The organism is Lentimicrobium sp. S6, from assembly GCF_013166635.1.
Taxonomy (GTDB): Bacteria; Bacteroidota; Bacteroidia; order Bacteroidales; family UBA12170; genus UBA12170.
Genome location: NZ_JABKBZ010000064.1, coordinates 1 through 23,238, shown reverse-complemented (window position 1 = coordinate 23,238; position 23,238 = coordinate 1). Strand labels below are relative to the sequence as shown.

General features: G+C 36.4%; 16 protein-coding genes. 7 read left to right on the top strand and 9 right to left on the bottom strand.

Annotated features, from left to right (window positions below; translation table 11 throughout):
• Nucleotides 1–8 precede the first annotated feature (8 nt).
• Nucleotides 9–1,394, top strand: a complete 1,386-nt coding sequence (gene gatD, locus HNS40_RS17295) for a Glu-tRNA(Gln) amidotransferase subunit GatD (protein ID WP_172283169.1) — start codon at nt 9–11, stop codon at nt 1,392–1,394.
• Nucleotides 1,395–1,451: 57 nt separating this feature from the next.
• Here gatD and HNS40_RS17290 read toward each other — a convergent pair whose 3' ends face one another.
• The gene (locus HNS40_RS17290; RefSeq protein ID WP_172283166.1) at nt 1,452–3,389 is read right to left on the bottom strand and encodes a M1 family aminopeptidase; all 1,938 of its coding nucleotides are present in this window, start codon (nt 3,387–3,389) and stop codon (nt 1,452–1,454) included.
• 404 nt (nt 3,390–3,793) lie between these two features.
• Here HNS40_RS17290 and HNS40_RS17285 point away from each other — a divergent pair, with 404 nt between their 5' ends.
• The 3 genes from HNS40_RS17285 to HNS40_RS17275 all read left to right on the top strand — a co-directional run bounded on the left by HNS40_RS17285 (nt 3,794) and on the right by HNS40_RS17275 (nt 7,357).
• Entirely contained in the window at nt 3,794–4,735 is a 942-nt protein-coding gene (locus HNS40_RS17285; protein ID WP_172283164.1) for a DMT family transporter, read from the top strand.
• Nucleotides 4,736–4,973: 238 nt separating this feature from the next.
• Nucleotides 4,974–6,761, top strand: a complete 1,788-nt coding sequence (lepA, locus tag HNS40_RS17280; RefSeq protein WP_172283162.1) for a translation elongation factor 4 — start codon at nt 4,974–4,976, stop codon at nt 6,759–6,761.
• Between the two features lie 11 nt (nt 6,762–6,772).
• The gene (locus HNS40_RS17275) at nt 6,773–7,357 is read left to right on the top strand and encodes a carbonic anhydrase (protein ID WP_172283159.1); all 585 of its coding nucleotides are present in this window, start codon (nt 6,773–6,775) and stop codon (nt 7,355–7,357) included.
• A 170-nt stretch (nt 7,358–7,527) separates the two neighbouring features.
• Here HNS40_RS17275 and HNS40_RS17270 read toward each other — a convergent pair whose 3' ends face one another.
• Entirely contained in the window at nt 7,528–8,310 is a 783-nt protein-coding gene (locus HNS40_RS17270; protein WP_216664189.1) for a (Fe-S)-binding protein, read from the bottom strand.
• A gap of 119 nt (nt 8,311–8,429) precedes the next feature.
• Between HNS40_RS17270 and HNS40_RS17265 the strand changes: the two genes are divergently transcribed.
• From HNS40_RS17265 to nth, 3 genes are all read left to right on the top strand, one after another.
• A complete protein-coding gene (locus HNS40_RS17265; protein WP_172283156.1) occupies nt 8,430–9,968 on the top strand; it encodes a peptide MFS transporter in 1,539 nt (512 codons plus the stop codon).
• Nucleotides 9,969–10,445: 477 nt separating this feature from the next.
• The gene (locus HNS40_RS17260; RefSeq protein ID WP_172283153.1) at nt 10,446–11,414 is read left to right on the top strand and encodes a TIGR01212 family radical SAM protein; all 969 of its coding nucleotides are present in this window, start codon (nt 10,446–10,448) and stop codon (nt 11,412–11,414) included.
• Nucleotides 11,415–11,625: 211 nt separating this feature from the next.
• Nucleotides 11,626–12,267, top strand: coding sequence for an endonuclease III (gene nth / locus HNS40_RS17255; protein WP_172283151.1), 642 nt, complete (start codon nt 11,626–11,628; stop codon nt 12,265–12,267).
• A gap of 173 nt (nt 12,268–12,440) precedes the next feature.
• Here nth and HNS40_RS17250 read toward each other — a convergent pair whose 3' ends face one another.
• The 7 genes from HNS40_RS17250 to nuoE all read right to left on the bottom strand — a co-directional run bounded on the left by HNS40_RS17250 (nt 12,441) and on the right by nuoE (nt 22,764).
• Nucleotides 12,441–13,676 carry a RidA family protein gene (locus HNS40_RS17250; protein ID WP_172283148.1) on the bottom strand — a complete coding sequence of 412 codons (1,236 nt, stop codon included), beginning with the start codon at nt 13,674–13,676 and terminating at the stop codon, nt 12,441–12,443.
• Between the two features lie 802 nt (nt 13,677–14,478).
• Entirely contained in the window at nt 14,479–14,880 is a 402-nt protein-coding gene (locus tag HNS40_RS17245; protein WP_172283146.1) for a hypothetical protein, read from the bottom strand.
• Nucleotides 14,881–14,993: 113 nt separating this feature from the next.
• Entirely contained in the window at nt 14,994–15,503 is a 510-nt protein-coding gene (locus tag HNS40_RS17240) for a hypothetical protein (protein ID WP_172283144.1), read from the bottom strand.
• 306 nt (nt 15,504–15,809) lie between these two features.
• Complete coding sequence (locus HNS40_RS17235) at nt 15,810–16,487, bottom strand: hypothetical protein (RefSeq protein WP_172283142.1); 678 nt, start codon at nt 16,485–16,487, stop codon at nt 15,810–15,812.
• Nucleotides 16,488–16,742: 255 nt separating this feature from the next.
• Entirely contained in the window at nt 16,743–20,438 is a 3,696-nt protein-coding gene (locus HNS40_RS17230) for an FAD-dependent oxidoreductase (protein ID WP_172283140.1), read from the bottom strand.
• 21 nt (nt 20,439–20,459) lie between these two features.
• Nucleotides 20,460–22,238 carry an NADH-quinone oxidoreductase subunit NuoF gene (locus tag HNS40_RS17225; RefSeq protein ID WP_172283138.1) on the bottom strand — a complete coding sequence of 593 codons (1,779 nt, stop codon included), beginning with the start codon at nt 22,236–22,238 and terminating at the stop codon, nt 20,460–20,462.
• A gap of 1 nt (nt 22,239) precedes the next feature.
• Nucleotides 22,240–22,764: an NADH-quinone oxidoreductase subunit NuoE gene (nuoE, locus tag HNS40_RS17220; RefSeq protein ID WP_172283135.1), complete on the bottom strand. Its 525-nt coding sequence runs from the start codon at nt 22,762–22,764 to the stop codon at nt 22,240–22,242.
• Nucleotides 22,765–23,238 lie beyond the last annotated feature (474 nt).

Sequence of the window (23,238 nt, the reverse complement as noted above, 5' to 3'; positions counted from 1 at the left end):
GACCGAAAATGACAGACGATATATTTCAAGGATATAAAGGTATAGCATTAGAAATGCTAAAAAAATATCATGTTAGGGTTTGGGGGACAGCCGTTGTTGAGACTACCCGTGGATCTTTTGAAGGAACAGTATTACCAAGAGCAGAAAATGATGATGATTTTCATATTGTAATGAAAATTATTACTGGATATAATGTGGGAGTAGATGTAAATACTATCACCACGATGAAAGAAACGGGCTATAAAAAAGCCAATTATAAAATTCCTGAAAAGGAGTTTCCATATACAGAAGGATTACCAAAAGTGAAGCTTTTTGGAACAGGAGGAACTATTGCCAGCCGTTTAGATTATAGAACTGGTGCGGTTATTCCTGCTTTTTCTCCAGGGGAGCTTTATGGAGCTGTTCCTGAATTGGCTGATATCTGTAATCTAGAAACAGAAAAGGTGTTTGCAGTTTTCTCAGAGAATATGGGGCCAAAGCAATACATAGCTTTAGCTAAAGCCATTGGTAGAGAAATTGAGAGAGGTGTGGATGGGATTGTTATTGGTCATGGTACCGATACTTTACACCATACTGGCGCAGCGCTTACTTTTATGGTTCAGAATTCTCCTGTACCTATTGTACTTGTGGGCTCACAACGCTCCTCTGACCGTCCCAGCTCCGATGCAGCTTTAAACTTAATGCATGCCATGTTTACTGCCGGACATAGTGATATTGCCGAGGTAATGGTTTGTATGTTTGGACCTACTTCCGATGATTATGGATTATTACATAAGGGAACCAGAGTAAGAAAAATGCATTCCTCTTATCGTTCTACTTTCCGCACTATTGGCGATACTCCATTGGCTCGTGTCAACAGAGAAAGCATCATGCCTATCAAAAAAGAATATAACCACCGTCGTAAAGATAAAAATGTAACTATACTTCCTTATTTTAGTGAAAAGGTAACTATGCTTTATTATTACCCAGCCATGCAGCCAGATGTTTTAGATGCTATGGTGGATGCAGGTTATAAGGGAATTGTATTTGTAGGAACTGGCTTGGGTCATGTGAATAAAGAATTATACCCTGCCATTGAGAGAGCCCATAAAAAAGGAGTTCATATGTATATGACACTTCAAACACTTTGGGGTTATGTTCATATGTTTGTATATGATACTGGTCGCGATATGATGGCCAGAGGTATTATCCCTGCAGGTAATATGTTACCAGAAACTGCCTTCGTGAAACTAGGTTGGGCACTAGGCCAAACAGACGACCAAGAGGAGGTTAAAAAACTAATGTTGACTCCTATTAACGATGAAATCACGCCACGAGAGCCATATAATGGTTATTTGGTTTATCAGGGTGGCGTTCCGGAAGTGGACGAGTTTGTGAAGATGGTAAGGAAATAAAGAAATAGACATTCAAAACAAAAGCGACATTTTTACTGTAAAAATGTCGCTTTTGTTTTATTCCATAATTTGCAACTGTTTACTAATTATCCCATCATCCGATATCAATCGATAATAGTAAACACCATCAGATAATTCATTTCTATGGAGTGAAATAGAATAATTGCCAGTTAGGTGAATTTTATTGACTAAGGTTTTAATCTCGTTTCCTAATATATCAAAGAGAACAATACTTATATTTTCTGATTTGGAAACGTAATATCCTATTTGAGTGGTTTCAGAAAAAGGGTTGGGGAAATTCTGATTCAGTTGAATACTTGAAAACTCATTATTTAGGTAGTCTGTTCCAAGAATAATTTCAGGCTCTTGCATTAATAATATCCAATCATTGGGATCTATTTCTAACTCATCTTCAATACCCATAGAAATACTTCCATATCCATTTTCCATTTCTACTGTATACTCTTCACCATTAATAGTAATTGGAATATTTAAATCTAAAGGAACATTCTGCTCAGTTAACCACTCAAAACTGGTTTGGTCATATTCTCTGTTTACTTTCAGTTGTGGATAGCTAGCTTCTCTAAAAAAAACAGACCAAAATGGGGCTAAGTCTACACCGGTAACTAGCTCAGCTTGGATTTTTAAATCTTCCGTATCGACCAACCTGCACTGTCTTCCATCTTCATTTCCAAAATCATCAGGATCAAGATAGGCCCATCTTTTTAATACTTCAAAGAATTGTTCATCTCCTAAATGATATCTTAAAGCGTGCATTGTGCAGGCGCCTCTGTTGTATGGCTCGAGGAGGTCAAATGCATCTGAAGCAGTCATATCTTCATAAGGAGCTAATGGATTCATTTGAGGTCCAGGATAATGAAGTCTCATAAAATTGAAATAAGTCTCCATTCCGGATAAATACTCCACATATAAAGCTTCAGTGTAAGTTGCAATTCCTTCGTGTATCCAGATATCGGCCCAGTTCTTGGCGGTTAATAAGTTGCCCCACCATTCGTGGGCTAATTCATGCAAATGAATATAGTCATATCCCCAACTATTGGTGGTGAAATCATGGCCATAGGCAATAATAGATTGATGCTCCATTCCCAAGTAGGGAGCATGTGCCCAACCCTGTTTATCTGTTCCGAATGGCAATGGTCCGTAAATTTCTTCCAGAAAATCAAATTCTTGTTGGAAAACATCCATATAATTTACCGCCGTTTCATAATCTTCGGGTAAAACCCAAAATCTGAAAGGAATTTCGTTTCCAATGGTACTTTCATACTCATCCTCAATCAATAAAAAATCTGCAGCATAAAAGGTCACATTATAATTATTAATAGGAACAGATACAAACCAATTATAGCTTGATGTATTGTCTCCATTATCTACAAAACCTAAATATTGTCCATTGGAAACACATACCAAAGGATTTGGAACTCTTAAGCTAATATGCATAGAATCTGGTTCATCCGATGGATGATCTTTACAAGGCCACCAAATATCACCTCCCTGAAACTGACAAACCACAGCTAACCAGTGTTGACCATCTGATGTAGTGTCCCATACAAAACCAGCATCCCACGGCGGACCTTGGGAGATTCTAGGTGCACCATTATAGTATATTTTACAGCTAATCATGTCATCAGTATCCACATCTTCAGGAATATTTATTTCTAGGAGCTCATTTTCATGACTATAACTAGTCTGCTGAAAATCTGAATTATTAATGCTGATATCAACATTAGTTACCAAAAAAACATCATCAAGGTCTAATAAAAGAACATCGATGGGGTTGATAATGGTCACTTGACACAATAAGGAACCATTTATGGTTTGAGTTTCGGGATCAATACTCAAGTCTAAATAATAATAGGTCACATCGTAGGCTGCTTGTTCTGGTTTTAAAGGACCTCCAGAATCTGCAAAAGAAATATTTGAAAATGCAAAAAGAATGAATATAATAAGGGAAAACAGGAGGTGTATAGCTCTCATAGGAATATTGTTTTAAATATTTTACAAAAAGACATAAGACTCTTGTTAATTAAAGGGTAATCTTTGCCATTCAATCCTTATGCCGAAAACCGTATGCGTCTTATTTATAGGTATATATATTCTGTTTTTTGAATAGGAATCCTGCTTTAGTGTAAATATATTTTACATGAACTGTATAAATAATTTACATTCTACAAAGCGGGTGAACTGGGAAGCTAAATTTATTATTTGGGGTGAAGCATTTTTTGTAAAACTATTACTGAAGCTTTCCTTATACTGATCAGCATGATTTCCAGCGTATGAATTCCCTAGTCGGGATTGTAAACCCCTAGTAGTTGATAGCTTAATCAAATAGGCTTAATACTTTTAGCTTATAAATCATCATTTTTTTGTTATTTTGCAGCATGGAAAGCAAAGCAAATAAACAAGTCATTTTAGGTGCGGTGGTTATTGGAATTTCTGCAACGTTTTGGGGGTTCGATGGTATTGTTTTAACACCAAGGTTGTTTAACTTGCCAGTTCCATTTGTGGTTTTTATTCTGCATTTGGTGCCCTTCCTTTTGATGAATTTCTTTTTGTATAAGCGTTATTCTTTGTTGAGTACCTTAACTAGGACTGAGCTTTTTTCATTAATCATGGTGGCCACTTTTGGAGGGAGTATTGGAACCATGGCTATAGTGAAAGCCTTGTTTCTCGTTAACTTTCAATCCTTGTCCATCGTAGTACTTTTACAGAAACTACAACCGGTATTTGCTATTTCACTGGCCGCTTTATTTCTAAAAGAAAAGCTTCGTAGGAATTTCCTCCTCTGGGCTATTATAGCTCTAATTGCAGGTTATTTTTTAACCTTTGGCGCTTCATTACCCCATATTCAAGAGGATAAAAATACCATATACGCCTCCTTATTAGCGGTGTTGGCTGCTTTTAGTTTTGGTAGTTCTACTGTGTTTAGCAAGAAAGTGCTTGGGAAATTAGATTTTATTTCAGCTACTTTCTTCCGTTATGGATTTACAGCTACTATTATGTTTGTTGTGGTTACGAGTATGGGCTTTTTAGGTGAATTCAATCATGTGACTCCTCAGAATTGGATGGTGATTTTCATCATAGCCATGACCACAGGTAGTGGAGCCATCTTCCTTTATTATTTTGGATTGAAAAAGGTGAAGGCCATTATTGCCACCATTATGGAATTATTCTTTCCCATGTCGGCCATTCTATTTGATTATTTTATCAATGGTCATCTCTTGAGCTCAGTACAATGGGTGAGTGCCGCTGTTATGATATTTGCCATCATCAACCTAAATGCAGATAATTCTAAAGCATTGAAAAGGTTTAGGAAATCTTAGTTTCTGGGTCGAACCCAGTACCCAGCACCCAAACCAGCTAGCGCGGACAATGTGCCCAGTACCCAGTACCCAGTACCCAGTACCCAGTACCCAGAAACTCCATGCTTCGAACTTCCACCTTCTACCTTCTTGCTTCCCTCTTCAGACCTTATCATCTCTTAACAAAACATTTAAAACCAAAACAATATTCTTAATTTTAAAAACACTATTTTTGCATCCACAAAACGAAAATGAATAAATGAAGAACATACGTAATTTTTGCATTATTGCCCATATTGACCATGGTAAGAGTACTCTGGCAGACCGCCTATTACAGGCAACAGGAACTGTTTCTGATAGAGATTTGCAGGCACAAACCCTTGATGATATGGATTTGGAGCGTGAGCGTGGGATTACCATAAAGAGTCATGCTATCCAAATGGATTTTGAGCAAGATGGAGAACAATATGTTTTAAACTTGATAGATACTCCCGGTCACGTTGACTTTAGCTACGAGGTCAGTAGATCTATTGCAGCTTGTGAAGGAGCCCTTTTAATTGTGGATGCCACTCAGGGTATTCAGGCACAAACCATTTCTAATCTTTATCTTGCTATAGAAAATGATTTGGAAATTATTCCAGTTTTGAATAAAATGGATTTAGATAATGCCATGCCAGAGGATGTCTCCGATCAAATCATCGATCTTATTGGTTGTGATTTAGAAGATATTATTCCTGCAAGTGGTAAGACTGGTTTTGGAGTTGATAAGATCTTAGAGGCCATTATAGCAAAAGTTCCTGCTCCCAAAGGGGATCCTGAAGCACCATTTCAAGCATTAATTTTTGATTCTGTATTTAATTCTTTTAGAGGAATTATCGCTTATTTCCGCATTATGAATGGGGAGGTAAAAAAAGGTGATTTGGTGAAGTTTATGTCTACAGGCAAAGAATACCATGCCGATGAGATTGGTGTTTTAAGAATGAAGCAAGAACAGCGTAAGGTGATGAAAACTGGCGATGTAGGTTATATCATCTCAGGCATTAAAACCGCCAAAGAAGTAAAAGTGGGTGACACCGTAACGCATGTTGATCGTCCTTGTGAAGAGATTATTGATGGTTTTGAAGAAGTGAAGCCAATGGTGTTTGCAGGTATCTATCCTGTTGATGCTGATGATTACGAAGAATTAAGAGCTTCATTGGAAAAACTTCAATTGAATGATGCTTCATTAACCTGGGAACCAGAAAGCAGTATGGCTTTAGGTTTTGGTTTCCGTTGTGGATTTTTAGGACTTCTGCACATGGAGATTATTCAAGAGCGGTTAGATAGAGAGTTTGATATGAATGTGATCACCACTGTTCCTAACGTTTCTTATAAAGTGGTTTCTAATAAAGGTGTAATGACGGAAGTTCATAATCCTAGTGGATTACCAGAGCAAAAATATATCGATCACATTGAAGAGCCATATATCAAAGCACAAATCATTTCCAAAGGTGATTATGTGGGACAGGTGATGAAACTTTGTATTGATAAAAGGGGAGAGCTAAAAAATCAAGTTTATTTAGCTAGTGATAGAGTAGAACTTACCTTTGAATTGCCTTTGGGAGAAATAGTTTTCGATTTCTATGATAGGCTAAAGAGTATTTCTAAAGGTTATGCATCTTTCGATTATCACTTGTCGGATTATCGTCCTGCAAATTTGATCAAGTTAGATATTCTGTTAAATGGAGAACCTGTGGATGCCCTCTCTACATTGATTCACAGAGATAATGCCTATGACTTTGGACGCAGGATTTGTTCGAAATTGAAAGAGCTGATTCCACGACAGCAATTTGATATTGCCATTCAGGGAGCTATTGGATCAAAGGTTATTTCTCGTGAAACGGTAAAAGCAGTTCGTAAGGATGTAACAGCCAAATGTTATGGTGGTGATATTACACGTAAGCGTAAGCTACTCGAAAAGCAGAAAAAAGGTAAGAAGAGAATGCGTCAGGTGGGTAATGTGGAAGTGCCACAAACAGCCTTCTTAGCGGTTCTGAAGTTGGACTAAATTCTTTAATTATGGTAGATTATAATAGTGTATTTGAGCACAATAGAAAATGGTCAAAAGAAATGAAGGAAAAGAACCCTGAGTTCTTTGAAAATCATTTTAGCTCTCAGAATCCTGATTTCTTATATATTGGTTGTTCCGATAGTCGTGTGAGTGTAGAAAAACTTATGGGAGTAGATATTGGGGAGGTTTTTGTGCATAGAAATATTGCTAACATGGTTTCTGCCGATGATAACAATATTATGGCTGTAATCCAATTTGCAGTTGAGGTTTTAAAAGTGAAAAATATTGTTGTAGCTGGACATACTGGCTGTGGAGGAATCAAAGCTAGTATGTGTGAGAAGTCGCAAGGTGCTATGGACGTATGGTTGAATAAAATTAAATTAGTCTATAACCGTCACAAAGAATATCTAGTAACCATTCCTGAAGATGAAAAGATGTTGGATGAGTTTAGTCGACTGAATGTGATGGAGCAATGTAGAACCATTTCAGGTTTTTCATGTGTACAAGAAAGCCAGAAGAAAACGGGTTATCCTATCATTCATGCCTGGCTATATGAAATGAAAGATGGGCATTTGACTGACTTGGAATTCTAAAAACAATATCCGCTAATTCACACGAATTAACTGATTTTCGCGAATTAATGATTCATAAACTATTAGGATGGAAATATTTGATTAGGATTTTGTATGTATCCTATGAAGTACTAATTCAATCATTCACTCATTAATTCCTTATCCCAATCCATCCATCTAGTATTGATCCTTTACAGGTTAGCAGCCAATAAATCCACAATATGAATAGTCTTGATGGGAAGGTTATGTTTATCTATATATCCTTGGATATGCATGAGACAACTGGCGTCGGTACTTACGATATACTCAGCCTCGGTAGCTAAAGCATTTTCTACTTTTTGTTCGGCCATGGCCGTGCTGATTCCTTCAAACTTCACGGAGAAAGTTCCACCGAAACCACAACAAGTATCAGCGTCTTTCATTTCAATGAGCTCCAATCCCTTTACATTCTTCAATAAGGTTCTTACTTCATGGGTCAATCCATATTCTCTTTTGCTGGCACAACTTTCATGATAAGTTACTTTATGAGGGAATTCAGCACCGACATCTTCTTTTTTCAATACATTCACTATAAAGTCTGAGATTTCATAGGTGTTTGATTTTAGTGTTTTGTATTCATTATGTAAAGCTGAATTATGAAAAAGCTTGGCATAATGCTTCTTCACCATCCCAGAACAGGAAGAAGAAGGGCTCACTACAGGTCTATTATTGGAGAAATCCTTAATATGTTTTGCCCCCATAGCTTTGGCTTCATCCCAGAATCCACTGTTGAAAGCCATTTGACCACAACAGCTTTGCTCAGGATTATAATGAACTTCCACCCCTAATTTCTTAAGTAATTTAATCATATTGAAGGCAGTATCAGGAAAAACCTGATCTATAAAACAAGGGATAAAAGCATCAACAATCATAGGTATGTATTTATTTACAAAAGTAGAAAAAAATTGTTGCTCATTATTTCCTGTTGAAAACAATTCTAAGAGATTTTCTGAACCGTAAAATTTAACTTGCTACCCATTGAAAATTAACTATTTTTGTGCTTTCCTGCTAAAATTCAGTAATTGAAATTAAATAATCATTAAAATAAACAATTATGTTAAAAGGACACCCTAAAGGGCTTATCCCCGCTTCGTTAGCTAATATGGGCGAACGATTTGGATTTTACACCATGATGGCTATTCTGGTTCTGTTTCTCCAGGCTAAGTTTGGTTTAACAGGTACCGATGCTGGTTACATCTATTCTGGATTTTATTTCTCTATTTACATCCTCGCATTGGTGGGTGGTATCATAGCCGATAAAATCCAAAACTTTAAAGGAACTATTATTGCTGGTTTATTTCTTATGAGTGCAGGATACCTCATTATGGCTATCCCAACTCCAACACCAGTGGCTAGTGTTCCATTTTATTTAACTATCTCCATTATTGGTTTATTTGTGATTGCTTTTGGTAATGGTTTATTCAAAGGTAACTTACAAGCTTTAGTTGGTCAAATGTATGATAATGAGAAATATGGTGCCATGAGAGACTCTGGTTTCTCTTTATTTTATGCTTTCATTAATGTAGGTGCCATTTTTGCTCCATTTACTGCCATTGGTGTTCGTAACTGGTGGTTGGGCAAATTCAACTTTACTTACGATGGTAGTTTACCTGAGTATTGTCATGCTTACCTCAATGGTTCTTTATCTGAAGATTCTATTGCTAATTTTAAAACTGCTGCTGAAACGGTTTCAGGAAAAGCCGTTAATGATTTAACAGCCTTCTCTAACGAGTATTTAAATGTATTTAACGAAGGATTCCATTATGCATTTGGTGTAGCGATTATTGCTATGGCTATTTCTACGGTTATTTTCTTTATGAATAAGAAGAATTTCCCAAATCCAAAAGTTAAAGCTGCTGCAGGTGAAATCACTGACGAAATTAAAATGGAAGCTAAAGAAGTAGCACAAAGAATGTATGCTTTATTAGCTGTATTTGGTGTAGTTATCTTCTTCTGGTTCTCTTTCCACCAAAATGGACTTACGCTAACTATGTTTGCGAGAGATTATACTGACTTAAGCTTATTGGTATTTACCATAGGTGGTATTACCTTTAAAGGTGCCGAAGTTTTCCAAGCTATGAATCCTATCTTTGTTGTTGCTTTAACACCAATTGTAGTTGGATTATTTGGTTGGCTTCGTGTACGAAATATGGAACCATCTACTCCTAAGAAAATTGCCATTGGTATGGGTATTGCCATGCTAGGTTTTGTATTGATGATGTTTGGTTCATTTGGTTTACCATTATTCAACGAGGTGAGCTCTGCAAACGGAGGAACTCCTTTAGATGATATTCATCGTGTTACACCATTCTTATTGGCTGGTACTTATTTCATCCTTACTGTTGCTGAGCTATTTATTAGCCCAATGGGAATTTCATTTGTTTCTAAAGTTGCTCCACCACAGTATCAAGGTTTGATGCAAGGTGGTTGGTTAGGTGCTACAGCTCTTGGTAATGGACTATTGTTCATAGGTGCTGTTCTTTATGAAACTATTCCAATTTGGATGACATGGGGAATTTTTGTTGTAGCTTGTGCTATTTCAATGTTTACGATTATCTTTATGGTGAAATGGCTTGAGCGTGTTGCCAAGTAATACCAATTGTAATTAAAAGTGAGATTTTTAGTCGCTTTTAGTTTTACAATGGTTTATGCCGATTTAAAATTTTTAAACAATTAATTTGTATTGATTAATGTCTCTTATTTTTTAACATCGGTATAATTAAACCAGATATAATATACAAAGAGGTGTTCTGTTTCAGTTCACCTCTTTTTTTTGTTGATGGATATATAGGAATATGGGAAATGGTTGGTTCCTAACGTCAAAAAAATGATTCAAAAGAACGTGGATGACACGGATTAAATAGATCTGCACAGATTTGTTATGTTTGAATGCCTGAAACTACAAAATAGGCTAGCTGTCAAAAACTGAGCCTGAAACTTTCTCTAGCTCTCTAGTTCACCAACTCTCCATTTCCCCAAATCTCTCGTTCTCTTTTTCTCTACCTCCCTTTTTACATTTCCTTACCAAATAATATTCGCTTTGATGGATTAGTATTTTTACTTTTGCCGAATGACTGAAACATTAGCATCCTCATATCCTTGGGGACATAAACGACGATTTAATGCTTACGCCCAATACTTCGAACGTACTTTTGGCGAACGTGTGCAAAAAACTACTATTGATGCTGGATTTACCTGTCCGAATAGAGATGGGAAAGTAGCTAGAGGAGGCTGTACCTATTGTAATAATAATGCTTTTAATCCCAGTTATAATGATTCCAAGAAACCTGTTATTCAACAGATTCAGGAAGGTATTGAATTTCATGCCAATAGATATCGTAGGGCCGGAAAATTCTTAGCTTATTTTCAAGCTTATTCTAATACTTACGCTCCTCTAGAAGAACTCAAAAAACTCTATGGTCCGGCCTTAGAAATGGAAAACGTGGTGGGCTTGGTCATTGGAACCAGAAGCGATTGCATGGATGAGGAAAAGCTTAAATACTTCGCTGAAGTAAGTAAAACCCATTATGTGATTTTAGAATATGGGATTGAAAGCACCTTTGATAAAACCTTGGAGAGAATTAATCGTGGGCATGATTTTCAGAATGTAATTGATATGATGAAACTCACCCATGATTATGGGGTGAAGTGTGGAGGACATATGATTTTTGGACTACCCGGCGAAAGCAGACAAGAGATGATGGATCAGGTGCATGTGTTGAATAAATTACCCATGAATAATATCAAATTCCATCAATTACAAATTATCACTGGAACCCATATGGCCAAGGAGTTTAAAAAGTCACCTGAGAATTTTGAGCTGTTTGGAATGGAAGAGTATATCGATTTCATGGTGAGGTTTTTAGAGCAATTAAATCCTAATTTTGTAGTGGAAAGATTTGCGGGGGAGGTTCCTCCTCGATTTTTGGTGAGTCAAGCTTGGGGAAATCTTCGTAATGATCAGATATTACAGAAGATTGAGCGGGAATTGGAAGCACGAGATACCTGGCAAGGCAAACTTTATCTTCCAAAGAGCTAGTCCTAAAACATCAATTTTTTCCTTAGGTTTGTACTGAAAACAAACACTTACCTTTTAAGTTTTTGTTATTCCCTACAGTATAATTTGGCTCGTTCGGAAATGTTTTCCGTGTGCAGAAATTAAAGATTGATAGGTGTACTTGGATTTCAAATCAGAGCAAGCAGAGAGAAATAAGAATAATTGCTTAGGCGCAGATATAAAACACAACAAAATGAGAAAGAAAGAGAGATTCGAGAAAGTAATATCCTGGTTTGAGGAGAATATGCCCATAGCTGAAACAGAGCTCCATTATGGTAATCCTTATGAACTTTTGGTAGCGGTGATACTCTCTGCTCAATGTACTGATAAACGTGTGAACCAAATTACACCTGCTTTATTCGATAAATATCCTGATGAAATTGCAATGGCTCATGCTACTGTGGATGATATATTTCAGTTGATTCGCTCTTGTTCCTATCCTAATAATAAAGCCAAGCACCTTTTGGGGATGGCACAGATGCTGCACATGGACTTTAAAGGAGAAGTTCCCTCCGATATTAAAGAATTGCAGAAGATGCCAGGAGTAGGGCGGAAGACCGCAAATGTAATAGCCTCGGTGGTATTTAATAAGCCAGCTATGGCTGTGGATACTCATGTGTTTCGAGTTTCAGCACGTTTGGGACTCACCACAAACTCAAAAACACCTCTCGACACCGAGTTACAACTCGTCAAACATATTCCTGAAGAAAAAATTCCAACAGCACATCATTGGCTCATTCTCCATGGTCGATATGTTTGTTTAGCACGCTCCCCAAAATGTGAGAAATGTGGGATTACTGAGTATTGTAAGTATTATGCGAAGTTGAAGAAGTAAGGATTGTCTTGAACTACAGATTTGTCTTCTAAATATTTTTTTCATTAAGTGAAAATGATAGAAAATATCACAAAAAAATAGCTTGGGTTTTGCCCAAGCTATTTTTGTATTTACAGTTTTATAAGATATTGCATTTTAAGACAATAGAACAAAATAAAAAATAATTTCCTTTTTTATGCAGGAGGTGTACCTTCAGCATTAGAAACAACAGCATCAATTTGTACTAAAGCATCCATAGGGATAGCTGAAACACCAATAACTGTCCTTGCAGGAAGATCGCCTTTGAAGAATGTGGTATAAACTTCGTTTACCACATCAATATCTGCAATATCTTTTAATTGGATATTTACTTTAACGATATCGTCCATTACGTGGTCCACACTTTCGATAATTGCTTTGATGTTATTTAAACATTGTTCAGCTTGCTCTTTTACACCACCGGCTATAATTTCACTAGTTTTTGCATCTAAAGGTAATTGACCTGAAATATGATTGTAATGAGAAAAAGCTACTGTATGTGAGTAAGGAGCTTTTGGTGCATTTTCTGTATTGCTTGCTTCAATAATGAGTAGTTTGCTGTCTTCAATAAGTTGTGGAGGTGTACCATCACCATGTGATATAACGGTGTCAATTTGTACCAAAGCATCCATAGCTAAAGCTGAGGCATTAACTGTGGAACGAGCAGGAACATAGTTTGGGAAAAATTTGGCACAAACTTCGTTGACTGCTTCAATATCAGTATTGTTTTTAAGAAAAATAGTTGTTTTAACTACATCTTCCATCACATGGTCTATGCTTTCTAAAATGGCTTTAACATTGCTTAAACATTGTGCTGTTTGCTCTTTTATACCACCACTTACCAAATCTCCAGTTTCAGGATTGATAGGTAATTGAGAAGAAAGGTTATTATAATGAGAAAAAGCTACCGTTTGTTTAGCGATAGCACTTTTTGGGGCATTTTTCGTATTTCTAGAAACTTTGATAAGCGCGCAAGGAGCTTGAGGAGCTGTACCTTCACCGTTTGAAATCAAAGTATCTATTTGAACCAATGCATCACTCATAGGTAGAGCTGCAACAGCAACAACAGTACGTGTAGGGCGAGAACCGGGGAAGAATTTTGCATAAACTTCATCAATAGCATCCATATCTGAGATATTCTTAACGAATACATTGATTTTAACAACATCGTCCATTACGTGGTCGATACTTTCTACAATGGCTTTGATGTTTTTCAAACACTGCTCAGCTTGCTCTTTAACACCACCAGCTATAATTTTACCTGTCTTTGGATCGATAGCTAGTTGGGCAGAAAAATTATTATAATGAGAAAAAGCTACAGTCTGTGTAGATACAGAACACTTTGGTGCATTTTCTGTGTTTCGTGAAACTTTTATGATCTTGTCACTCATAATGATATATCTCTTTTTAGTTTTATATTATGCCATTTTTTAATGGTGAGCAAACCTAATCAAAAAAACTAATCTTGTTGTATAAGAATATTGAATTTCAAAGATTATTTTATCTGACTTATTCTCTGTTTTTTTTCTTCTCCATTCTTGAATTGAATTAATAACTGAAATGAAAAAATATGCATATAACTTATTGAAAAACAAGAATAAATATAAGGTGGATGCTAAACCTAATTCTTGTTATGTTTTCAAATTAGTGATTTCTTCAAGGAGAAAATTCATGAGGATTCAGAAGGTTAGACTAGCGGTTTTTACGCTTATAAAAGACTTAATGTTAGGGAGGTTTTAAGCTCAATCATTGCCTTCATTTAGTTAAAACCAAATGTTTTTTTTGAACTACTCATCAAACTACTTTACTTTACAGGCTAAATAAATATATGCCGATAGAAGAAGTATAAATACTAAATATTTATTCAAATGATATTTTCTGGCCTCCTCCATGAAAATTAAGCTTTTACAGGATTTTGCGGTAATAATTGTGCTACTTCATGCCCTAGACTGGCTTATCAATTGATTTGGGACTTGTTTTAATGGCAATAAATTATCCTGATTTGTCATGAATTGGGTGAATGACACTAATTTATTGATAAAAACAGAGAGAATCGGGGAGTCTTGATTTGGAACGGAGCGTTCTATTTGTCATGAAGTCTAAAAGATATAAAGCTCACATTAAATTAAAGCCAGCTTATTCAGAAACTTCTGCTGAACGAAGCTTCAGTATATAATAACCAATGGTTATTTCTTAAATCCTCAATCCCAACTTTATTGGAATAAAAAATGTTTGTTGCGTTATCATGAAACCAGATTGAAGATAAATATCAAATTCTTCACTAAACCTATAGTTTAATCCTCCGCCTAATTCTATTAGTGCACTCCCTGTTCCGTTTTTATACTGGTTACAAATATGATTATATCCAATTTTGAGATTTATTAAAGGGGTCAGTTTGGTTTTTAATGGTAGGTAATCAAAATCTGAAAAAATAGAAACTCCACTGATGCCTTCGAAGTTTACATACCCAAGGCCAATACCTGCGAATAATTTGTTTTTAAATTGGATTCCATTGATGAGATTAAGATCTATTCCATTTTGTTCTTTATTAAGATTGTATCCTTTCCAATTCGGACCCGCTTCCACTTGAACCATGGTATATTGAAATCCTAAATAGCCAGTTTCAATTTTCCCGGAATATTCTATTTGTGTTAAGCTTTTACTCCGAATATAGTCAGCAAGATTATAATTGGAATTATTCTTTTCATTTATATGTTTTGATTAGTATTGAGGGTTTCATTTTTTGGCCAACTATTATAATTTATTTCATTCAACCTCTTCAAATACTTGAGTGTTGAATGCTTATTTAGGACCATTTGAGGGTTTTTGCTCAATATTAATACCTTTTTATAATCAACCCCGTTGATATTTTTTGTTCGAGCATCTACTACAGCCACTTCATTAGGTATTTCATAGTTTTCAAATTCGATCAATTTGTTTTTGGATTCCTTGTTAATATTGAGTAATTCCCTCAAATACTCCTCAGTACCAAATGGATTCATCAAGAATTCAAATCCTTCTAATTCATAAGTTAATTTACATTCTCCTTCTTCAGTCAAATGAATTACAAATATTCCTCCTTCGTCATGAGAATCGCCTAAAACTATTCCTCCAGAAGCTCCATCAACTATTAAATCATTCTTAAGCAAAAATGATAAAACTTCAGGTTCAATAACGCTGTTATGACTTAGTTCTTTAAATATTAGATTTGTATTCATATTCCTTAATTTCTTTTGAAAGTGAGGATTTCGTAAATTAACCTAGATGTAAATTAAAAAAATCTTGTGAGCATCCTTTATTATTTACTATTATAAAATGATATTCATATACGAAATTCCATTTCTCGAATTCCATTTTTTTTATTATCTCATTTCATAAATCACGATATTGTTTGAGTCTGCTTATTTAATAAAAAAGCTATAACAAAGAGTCCTTTCCCTAAAGTAAATGTGCTAATTCTTTTCTTTTAATATATTCAGATTTTTAGATTTACAACTGAAACCCAAATTGTATATGTACTTATTTTAGCTCCTGTTCTGTATCCATCGATAAAATCCGACCGTATTTTTAATAATTGTTTGTACTCTTTCTGATTCACAGTTTTTATTATGTTTAGAGAAAGAGCTAATTACATCTTGTTCGCTTTTGATTAAATCATAATTTGTCCATTCAATAACATATTTATTTTCCTTAGTTCCATTTCTAAAAGGAACATCAAATTTTCGAATTAAAATATCATTATTAACATTACATAGTCGATTAGCTAAGCCTTTAGCCTCGGGTTCTTTCAAAAATTCAAAACATTCATGACTTACAATTGCCCCTGCCCAAGATTGTGTGTTTTCAATTTCGTAAGCTTTAGTTAAACCTTTTCCTAAAATTGTCGTTCCATATTCATTTTTTAAAACTGAAACTTCATCCACAGAAATCCCACCCCGTAAAGGAATTCCACCGCCTATTGAAGAACTCAATAAAATTCTACTTATAGCTAATAAATATAGAAAGCCTTTCATAGATGTGTCTTTTTGAATTATAATTACACTGTCAGAAATAATATATATTTCTAGAGTATCAATTTCTTTCGTACCTAATGTTGGCATGATTCCATAGATTAATTTCAACATTGGCAACACCGTTTCTATAGTGTCATACAATGCAAAATCATAAATTTCAAGTAAATCTTCATGTGAATTTCTACTCACTAAATCTTTAAAACCAAAATGTCAAAAAACGCTACAAAAGATTTATTCATATTTAATAGTTTATTAATGGCTTACTATTAACTTTTTTATACATAAGTTTGGTAAAATTACCACAAATTAATATACGATAATAAGGAATAACTAAACTGTTGAAAAGTTCTAGTTTTAACATTTAACCAAAAAAAATCCCCCAGCCAAAAATGACCAGGGGAAATATATAAATTGATTTAGAGATTCAATTTTAAACAATTGCTATTATTCAAAAGCAGCTTTAAACTCATCAGCAAAACGCTTCATAATGTGATCTGCGCTATTGGTGAATGGGCTTTCATTACCTTCGTCGTTGGTATAAACCAATTGGTGCTTCTCTTCAGATTTATTTGGAGGAAGGAACTTAATCATTTCCGCGTTTACATCTGTTAAATCAGCTAATCCATTATGACCCATTTTGGCTAAAAGTTCGATGAGCTGGACGGGATTGGTCTTCTCTACTTTTGGAGCAAAGGAGGCTTCGAAAGTTTGAATATACTTCTGAGTGTTGGTAAAGCTACCGCCAGTTTCCACAGGGAAAGAAGCCGGAAGAATAATATCAGCACGCTTGGCAGTTTCTGTCATGAAATAATCCTGAACTACTTTGAATTCCATCTTATCCATGCAAGAACCTTGGCTAATGTCGTGCTTGGTAGTTCCAACTGGATCTTCTCCAAAGATAAATCCATTCTTAATTTTGCCACCTTTTATCAACTCTCTCAACTGATTTACCTCTGTTGGTAAGTCAATACCCCAAACGGCTTTAACTTTGTCTTGTGCTTCTTGTGACCTGGCATCAACTCCACCAGTGATTAAGCAGGCACGAGCGCCCATGTCGAATATTCCTTGAGAGTTGTTCTTCTCTTTCAGAGAAATAACTCCGCTGGCTGTCTTACCTAATTTACCGCTAATCAAAGCCAGGTTATAAACCTCGCGAGCTGCTTCTGCTGTTAAATCAGCTTCTGAATAAACAATAATATTGTTCATCTCGTGAAGATATTCTTTTACAAAGGCTTCTAAATCGCCAACGCATTTAATACCAGACTTTTCAATCAATTGCTTATAATCTTCAGCTAAAACGGCTTTCTTATAATCCTCGAAACCTTCGGTTCTGCCTTCAATAAACATAGCATTTTCTAAACCATTGCTCAATAGGTAATGGTTAGCGGCTTTAAAGAAATAATAATAGCTGTCTACCTCGCCTAAGCTGGCATATTTATGAGCTAATTTCTGGCAACATTTAGGATTTAATACGGCTACATCTATTTCATTCTTATAGAAGGCATTCTGGATTTTATATCCAACCACAGGATTCTTCTCAAAGATTTCGTTACCGATTAAATATACTTTATTGCTGTCTTTAATTTGATTGAAAGGTACATTGTCATTTGCTGATTGACCATAGAATCCACCCCTGTTCAAATAACTGAAACTACCCACATTATTAGTTTTAGCAGCAGCACGAGCTATCTTTTGTACCAAGTAAATTTCCTCGTTACTCAAGCGGCTACCTGCCATAAATACATTCTCGTCGGCCTCAACGGATTCAATTCTACCTTTGATGATGTCATAAGCTTCTTCGAAACTAATTTCTTTGAAACTACCATCGGCTTGCTTCATTTGTGGTTTGGTGATTCTATTTACATCGTTCATATAGCGATATCCAAACTTTGCCAATTGACATAAATTACCATCCTCATTAATCTGTCCTTCGCCACCTGTTACCTTCATGGTGAACTCATTGTGATGGTTGATGTTTAAGGTACAACCCACAGAGCAAAGATTACAAATCACTTCTGCTTTTTCTTCTACCAATGGACCAGGCTTAAAGAAGAAGTTTTCGCTAATAGCAGCAGTAGGACAAGTAGAGATACAAAGGCCACAGCTTTCGCAATTGGTATCTGTTAAGCTTTCGCCCATGCTTGGAGCTACTATGGTATCGAAACCACGGTTCACTAAACCAAGAGCATTGGCACCCACTACTTCTTTACAAATCCTCACACAACGTGCACAAAGGATACACTTGTTATTGTCTATCTCGATAAATGGATGACGGAAATCAACTTGATATTCGTGATATTCGCCAGCATATTTTTCTTGTTCGGCATCGTATTCTGTAGCATACTTTTTCAAGTCACAATCGTAATACTCCACACAACCACATTCCATACAACGGTTGGCTTCGTGATTACAAACTTGCTCGTCAGTATATCCTAATTCTACTTCTTTAAAGTTGAAACGATCGTCAGTTTCTAGAACAGGCATTTCTTCACGAATTTGCTTGTCGTAACGACCCACGTAATCTTCAGCAACTTGAGGCTTGAAATTATCACGCTTGCTTAAGAATTCTTTTTCTGGAGCAGAAAACTCTTCTCCCATCATATATTGATGAGCAGAACGAGAAGCGATTTGAGCTTGAGCTATGGCTTCAATAATGGTAGCAGGACCAGAAACGCCATCACCAGCTGCAAATACATTAGGGATACCAGTTTGTAAAGTTGCTCTAGCCGCATCTAAATCACCCCAACGATTGATTTTTAATTCACCTTCGCCAGCGTGTTTATTGATATCGTCGATAAAGTTAACTCTGGTCTTTTGACCAATAGCAGCTAAGATATAATCCACATCCAATTCGTATTCGCTACCTTCAATTGGAACAGGTCTTCTACGGCCAGAAGCATCTGGTTCGCCCAATTCCATTTTAATCACGTTCACTGATTTCAAAACGCCATTCTCATCTTTATTCACCTTTGTTGGGTTATTGAGGAATAAATACTCAATTCCCTCTAACTTAGATTCGTGAATTTCGATGGGGTTAGCAGGCATTTCTTTTTCAGTACGACGATAAATAACGTATACTTTCTCAGCACCACAACGCATGGCAGTTCTACAACAGTCCATGGCAGTATTACCACCACCAACAACAGCTACCGTTTTACCTGAGAAATCCATTTTCTGTCCCGTTACTTCCATTTGCTTGAGGAAGTCGATTCCAGAGAATACATTTTGAGCATCGTCACCTTCGCAACCAATTAAAGTTCCTTTTTGAGAACCAATGGTGAGGATAGTAGTATCATATTTCATTTTAAGCTCTTGATAGCTTAAATTTTCTCCTAAGTTCTGATTATAGTGAATGGTGGTTCCTAAATCAGTGATGTTTTTTACTTCAGCATCTAAGATATCATTGGGTAAACGATACTCAGGAATACCATAACGTAGCCATCCTCCAGATTTTGGAGCGGCTTCGTAAATATCAACTTGGTGTCCTTTAATTTGTAGGAAATGAGCTGCTGACAAACCACCAGGGCCTGCACCAATAACTGCTACTCTTTTTCCTGTAGAAGGAGCAATTTCAGGGATATATTTATCTTTTGATTGTAAGTCATAATCAGAAGCAAAACGCTTCATATAATCGATACCAACGGCATTTCCTTCGTCCAATAAATTACGACGACAAGCAACCTCACAAGGGCGAACACAAACACGACCACAAATAGCTGGAAGTGGATTGGTTTCTTTTATCAATGCCACTGCATCGCTATATCTTCCTTTTTCTATTAAGGAAATATATCCTTGCACATCAACACCTGCAGGACAAGTTTCGGTACACGGTGCTTTACAATCGGCATAGTGATTACTCATGATGAGGTCTAAAGCAGTTTTACGAGCTACTTTAATTCCATTACTATCAGTTATAATTTTCATTCCTTCGGTAACTTTGGTAGAGCAGCTGGGCTGATGTCCTCTCATGCCTTCTACTTCCACCACGCAAACATAGCAAGAGCTGAATGGCTCTAAACGTGGGTCGTTACATAAAGTTGGGATTTCGAAACCTTCTCTTTTAGACAGCTGAAGGATGCTTTCTCCCGGATAGGCTTTAACGATTTTTCCGTTGAGTTCTATATTTAATGTCTTTTCCATTTTTTTCATTTTTTGCGGTGATTAAGAAAGCTTGATAGCCTCGAATTTACATCTAGAATAACATTCTCCACACTTGATACAGTCGTCTTGGCGGACAAAATGAACTTCTTTTCTAGCTCCATCAATAGCATCTACAGGACACTTAATCGCACAAACGGTACATCCTGTACACTTATCTGCAATCACTTCGTAAGTGAGCAATTGAACACAGCTCTTAGCCGGACATTTCTTATCGCGGATATGAGCTTCATACTCATCGCGGAAATATTTGATAGTAGTTAAAACTGGGTTTGGAGCAGTTTGTCCTAAACCACAAAGAGAATTATTCTTGATTTGAACAGATAATTCTTCTAGTTTTTCAATATCACCCTCTTCGCCATGGCCTTCAGTAATACGAGTTAAAATCTCAAGCATACGCTTGGTTCCCATACGACAGAAAGTACATTTTCCGCAGCTTTCTTTTTGAGTAAAATCGAGGAAGAAACGCGCCAAGTCCACCATACAAGTGGTCTCGTCCATCACCACCATACCACCAGAACCCATAATGGCTCCAGTTGCATTTACAGAGTCGTAATCTACCGGTGTATGAATTAAGTGAGCTGGAATACATCCTCCAGAAGGTCCACCCAACTGTACTGCTTTAAACTGCTTGTCGTCTTGAATACCGCCACCCAATTTAAATATAATGTCTTCGATGGTCATTCCCATAGGAACTTCTACTAAACCACCTTTTTTAATCTTTCCTGTTAAAGCAAAAACCTTAGTTCCTTTGCTTTTCTCGGTTCCATATTGATTATAAGCATCTGGGCCATTCAATATGATATAAGGAACATTGGCAAAAGTTTCTACGTTATTAATGTTGGTAGGCTTTTTCCATAATCCGCTAACAGCAGGGAACGGAGGACGACGACGAGGCATTCCTCTTTCGCCTTCCACAGAAGCAATCAATGCAGTTTCTTCACCACAAACAAAAGCTCCAGCTCCTTCTTTTACATAAAGGTCGAAGTTGAATCCTTGAATACCGCAAGCATTCTCGCCGATATATCCTTTGGCGCGAGCTTGCTCAATGGCAATGTTTAATCTTACGATAGCTAGTGGATATTCCGCACGACAATAAATCACACCTTGGCTGGCACCAATGGCATAACCACCAATGGCCATACCTTCTAATACGGCATGAGGATCGCCTTCTAATAAGCTACGGTCCATGAATGCACCTGGGTCACCTTCATCGGCATTACAGATGATATATTTTTCGTTGCCTGGGCTGTTATAAGCAAATTTCCACTTCATTCCAGTTGGGAAACCTCCTCCACCACGACCACGAATACCAGAATCTAATACCGTCTGGATAACGGCTTCGCGAGTGATGCCTTCATCGGCTATTTTTTGTAAAGCTTTATAAGCGTCTTTAGCTTCAGCTTCTTCTATTTTTTCTGGGTCGATGAAACCACAATTTCTAAGGGCTATTTTTACTTGTCCTTGGAAATAGCTATCATCTGGAGTTGGGAACAAATCGCTCTTTACTATATAATCTTTTACAGGTTCATGATTCTGAACATGTCTTTCTACAATCTCTAAAGCTTTGGCTGCATCAATGCCACCATAAAGGAAGTATCCAGTATCGTCAATCACCTCTACTAGAGGCTCACGAAAACACATACCTACACAGGAGGTCTTTTTTAAATCGATATCCAATTTATCAATTTCCATGATATTTTGAATAGCATCGTAAGTTTTATTGGCACCTGCAGCAATACCACAGCTACCTAATCCTACTATAACTTGTGTCTTTTCCATATTATGAGGCGTTTTTCTCGTTCAACTTAATTTCTCTAATCACTTTAGAAGCCGCTTTCCCATCTAAATTACCATAGGTTTCGTCGCCTATCATCATTACAGGGGCTAAAGAGCAACATCCTAAACATGCTACCGATTCTAGGGTAAACATATTGTCTTCGGTGGTTTCGCCATCGTTAACTCCTAATGTGTCTTGTAAAGCAGAGGTTAAGGCTTTAGCATTTTGTACGTGGCAAGCAGTACCGTGACATACTTTTACAATATGCTTACCTACAGGTGCCAATCGGAATTGGGCATAGAAAGTAGCCACACCATACATGTCAGATAATTCTAATCCAGTTTCGGATGCAATTTTCAAAAATGCTTTTCTAGGTAGATAGCCAAACATTTCTTGGGCTCCTTGTAACAGAGGAATCATGGAACCTTTTTTGCCTTTATATTTTTTGATGAGCGGGTCGAGTCTGAAAAGCTCTTCGGCTTGTGCTAGACCATTTTCTTGTTCTGCTCTTATTCGTGATATTCTCATAGCGAAAAAAAGTATTTATATGTGTTGAAACTCAATTGATTTTTGATAAAGATATTAAAAGGGTTGTATGAACAAAAGACCAGAAAGGGGAATCGAGAATTTATAACTATTCTAAATAAAATCATGTCCTTAAATGCAAGAATAATAGTGTTTTATGTAGGTATGAGTAAATTCTGTTCTAAATAGAACTAGAAAATTAAACATGGGGGAATTGGACTTATGGTATAGGGATATCTCGGAAATTGTCAGGGAAATACTTAGGCTTGAAAGAGGGAGAAGTTAGTGTTTTAAAAATATGATGCCTTGAATGATAGATTTGACATACTGTTGGTCTATAAGATTGGTAGGGGTCAAGTTGAAATTCTGGGGGAATTGATTTTTACGCAAAAATATTTGTCAATCGAAAAAGGAAAAATTTGACATCTCTGACACCTCTGAATTCAGACCTAAAATGCTTTAATTTTGCGTTAAAGG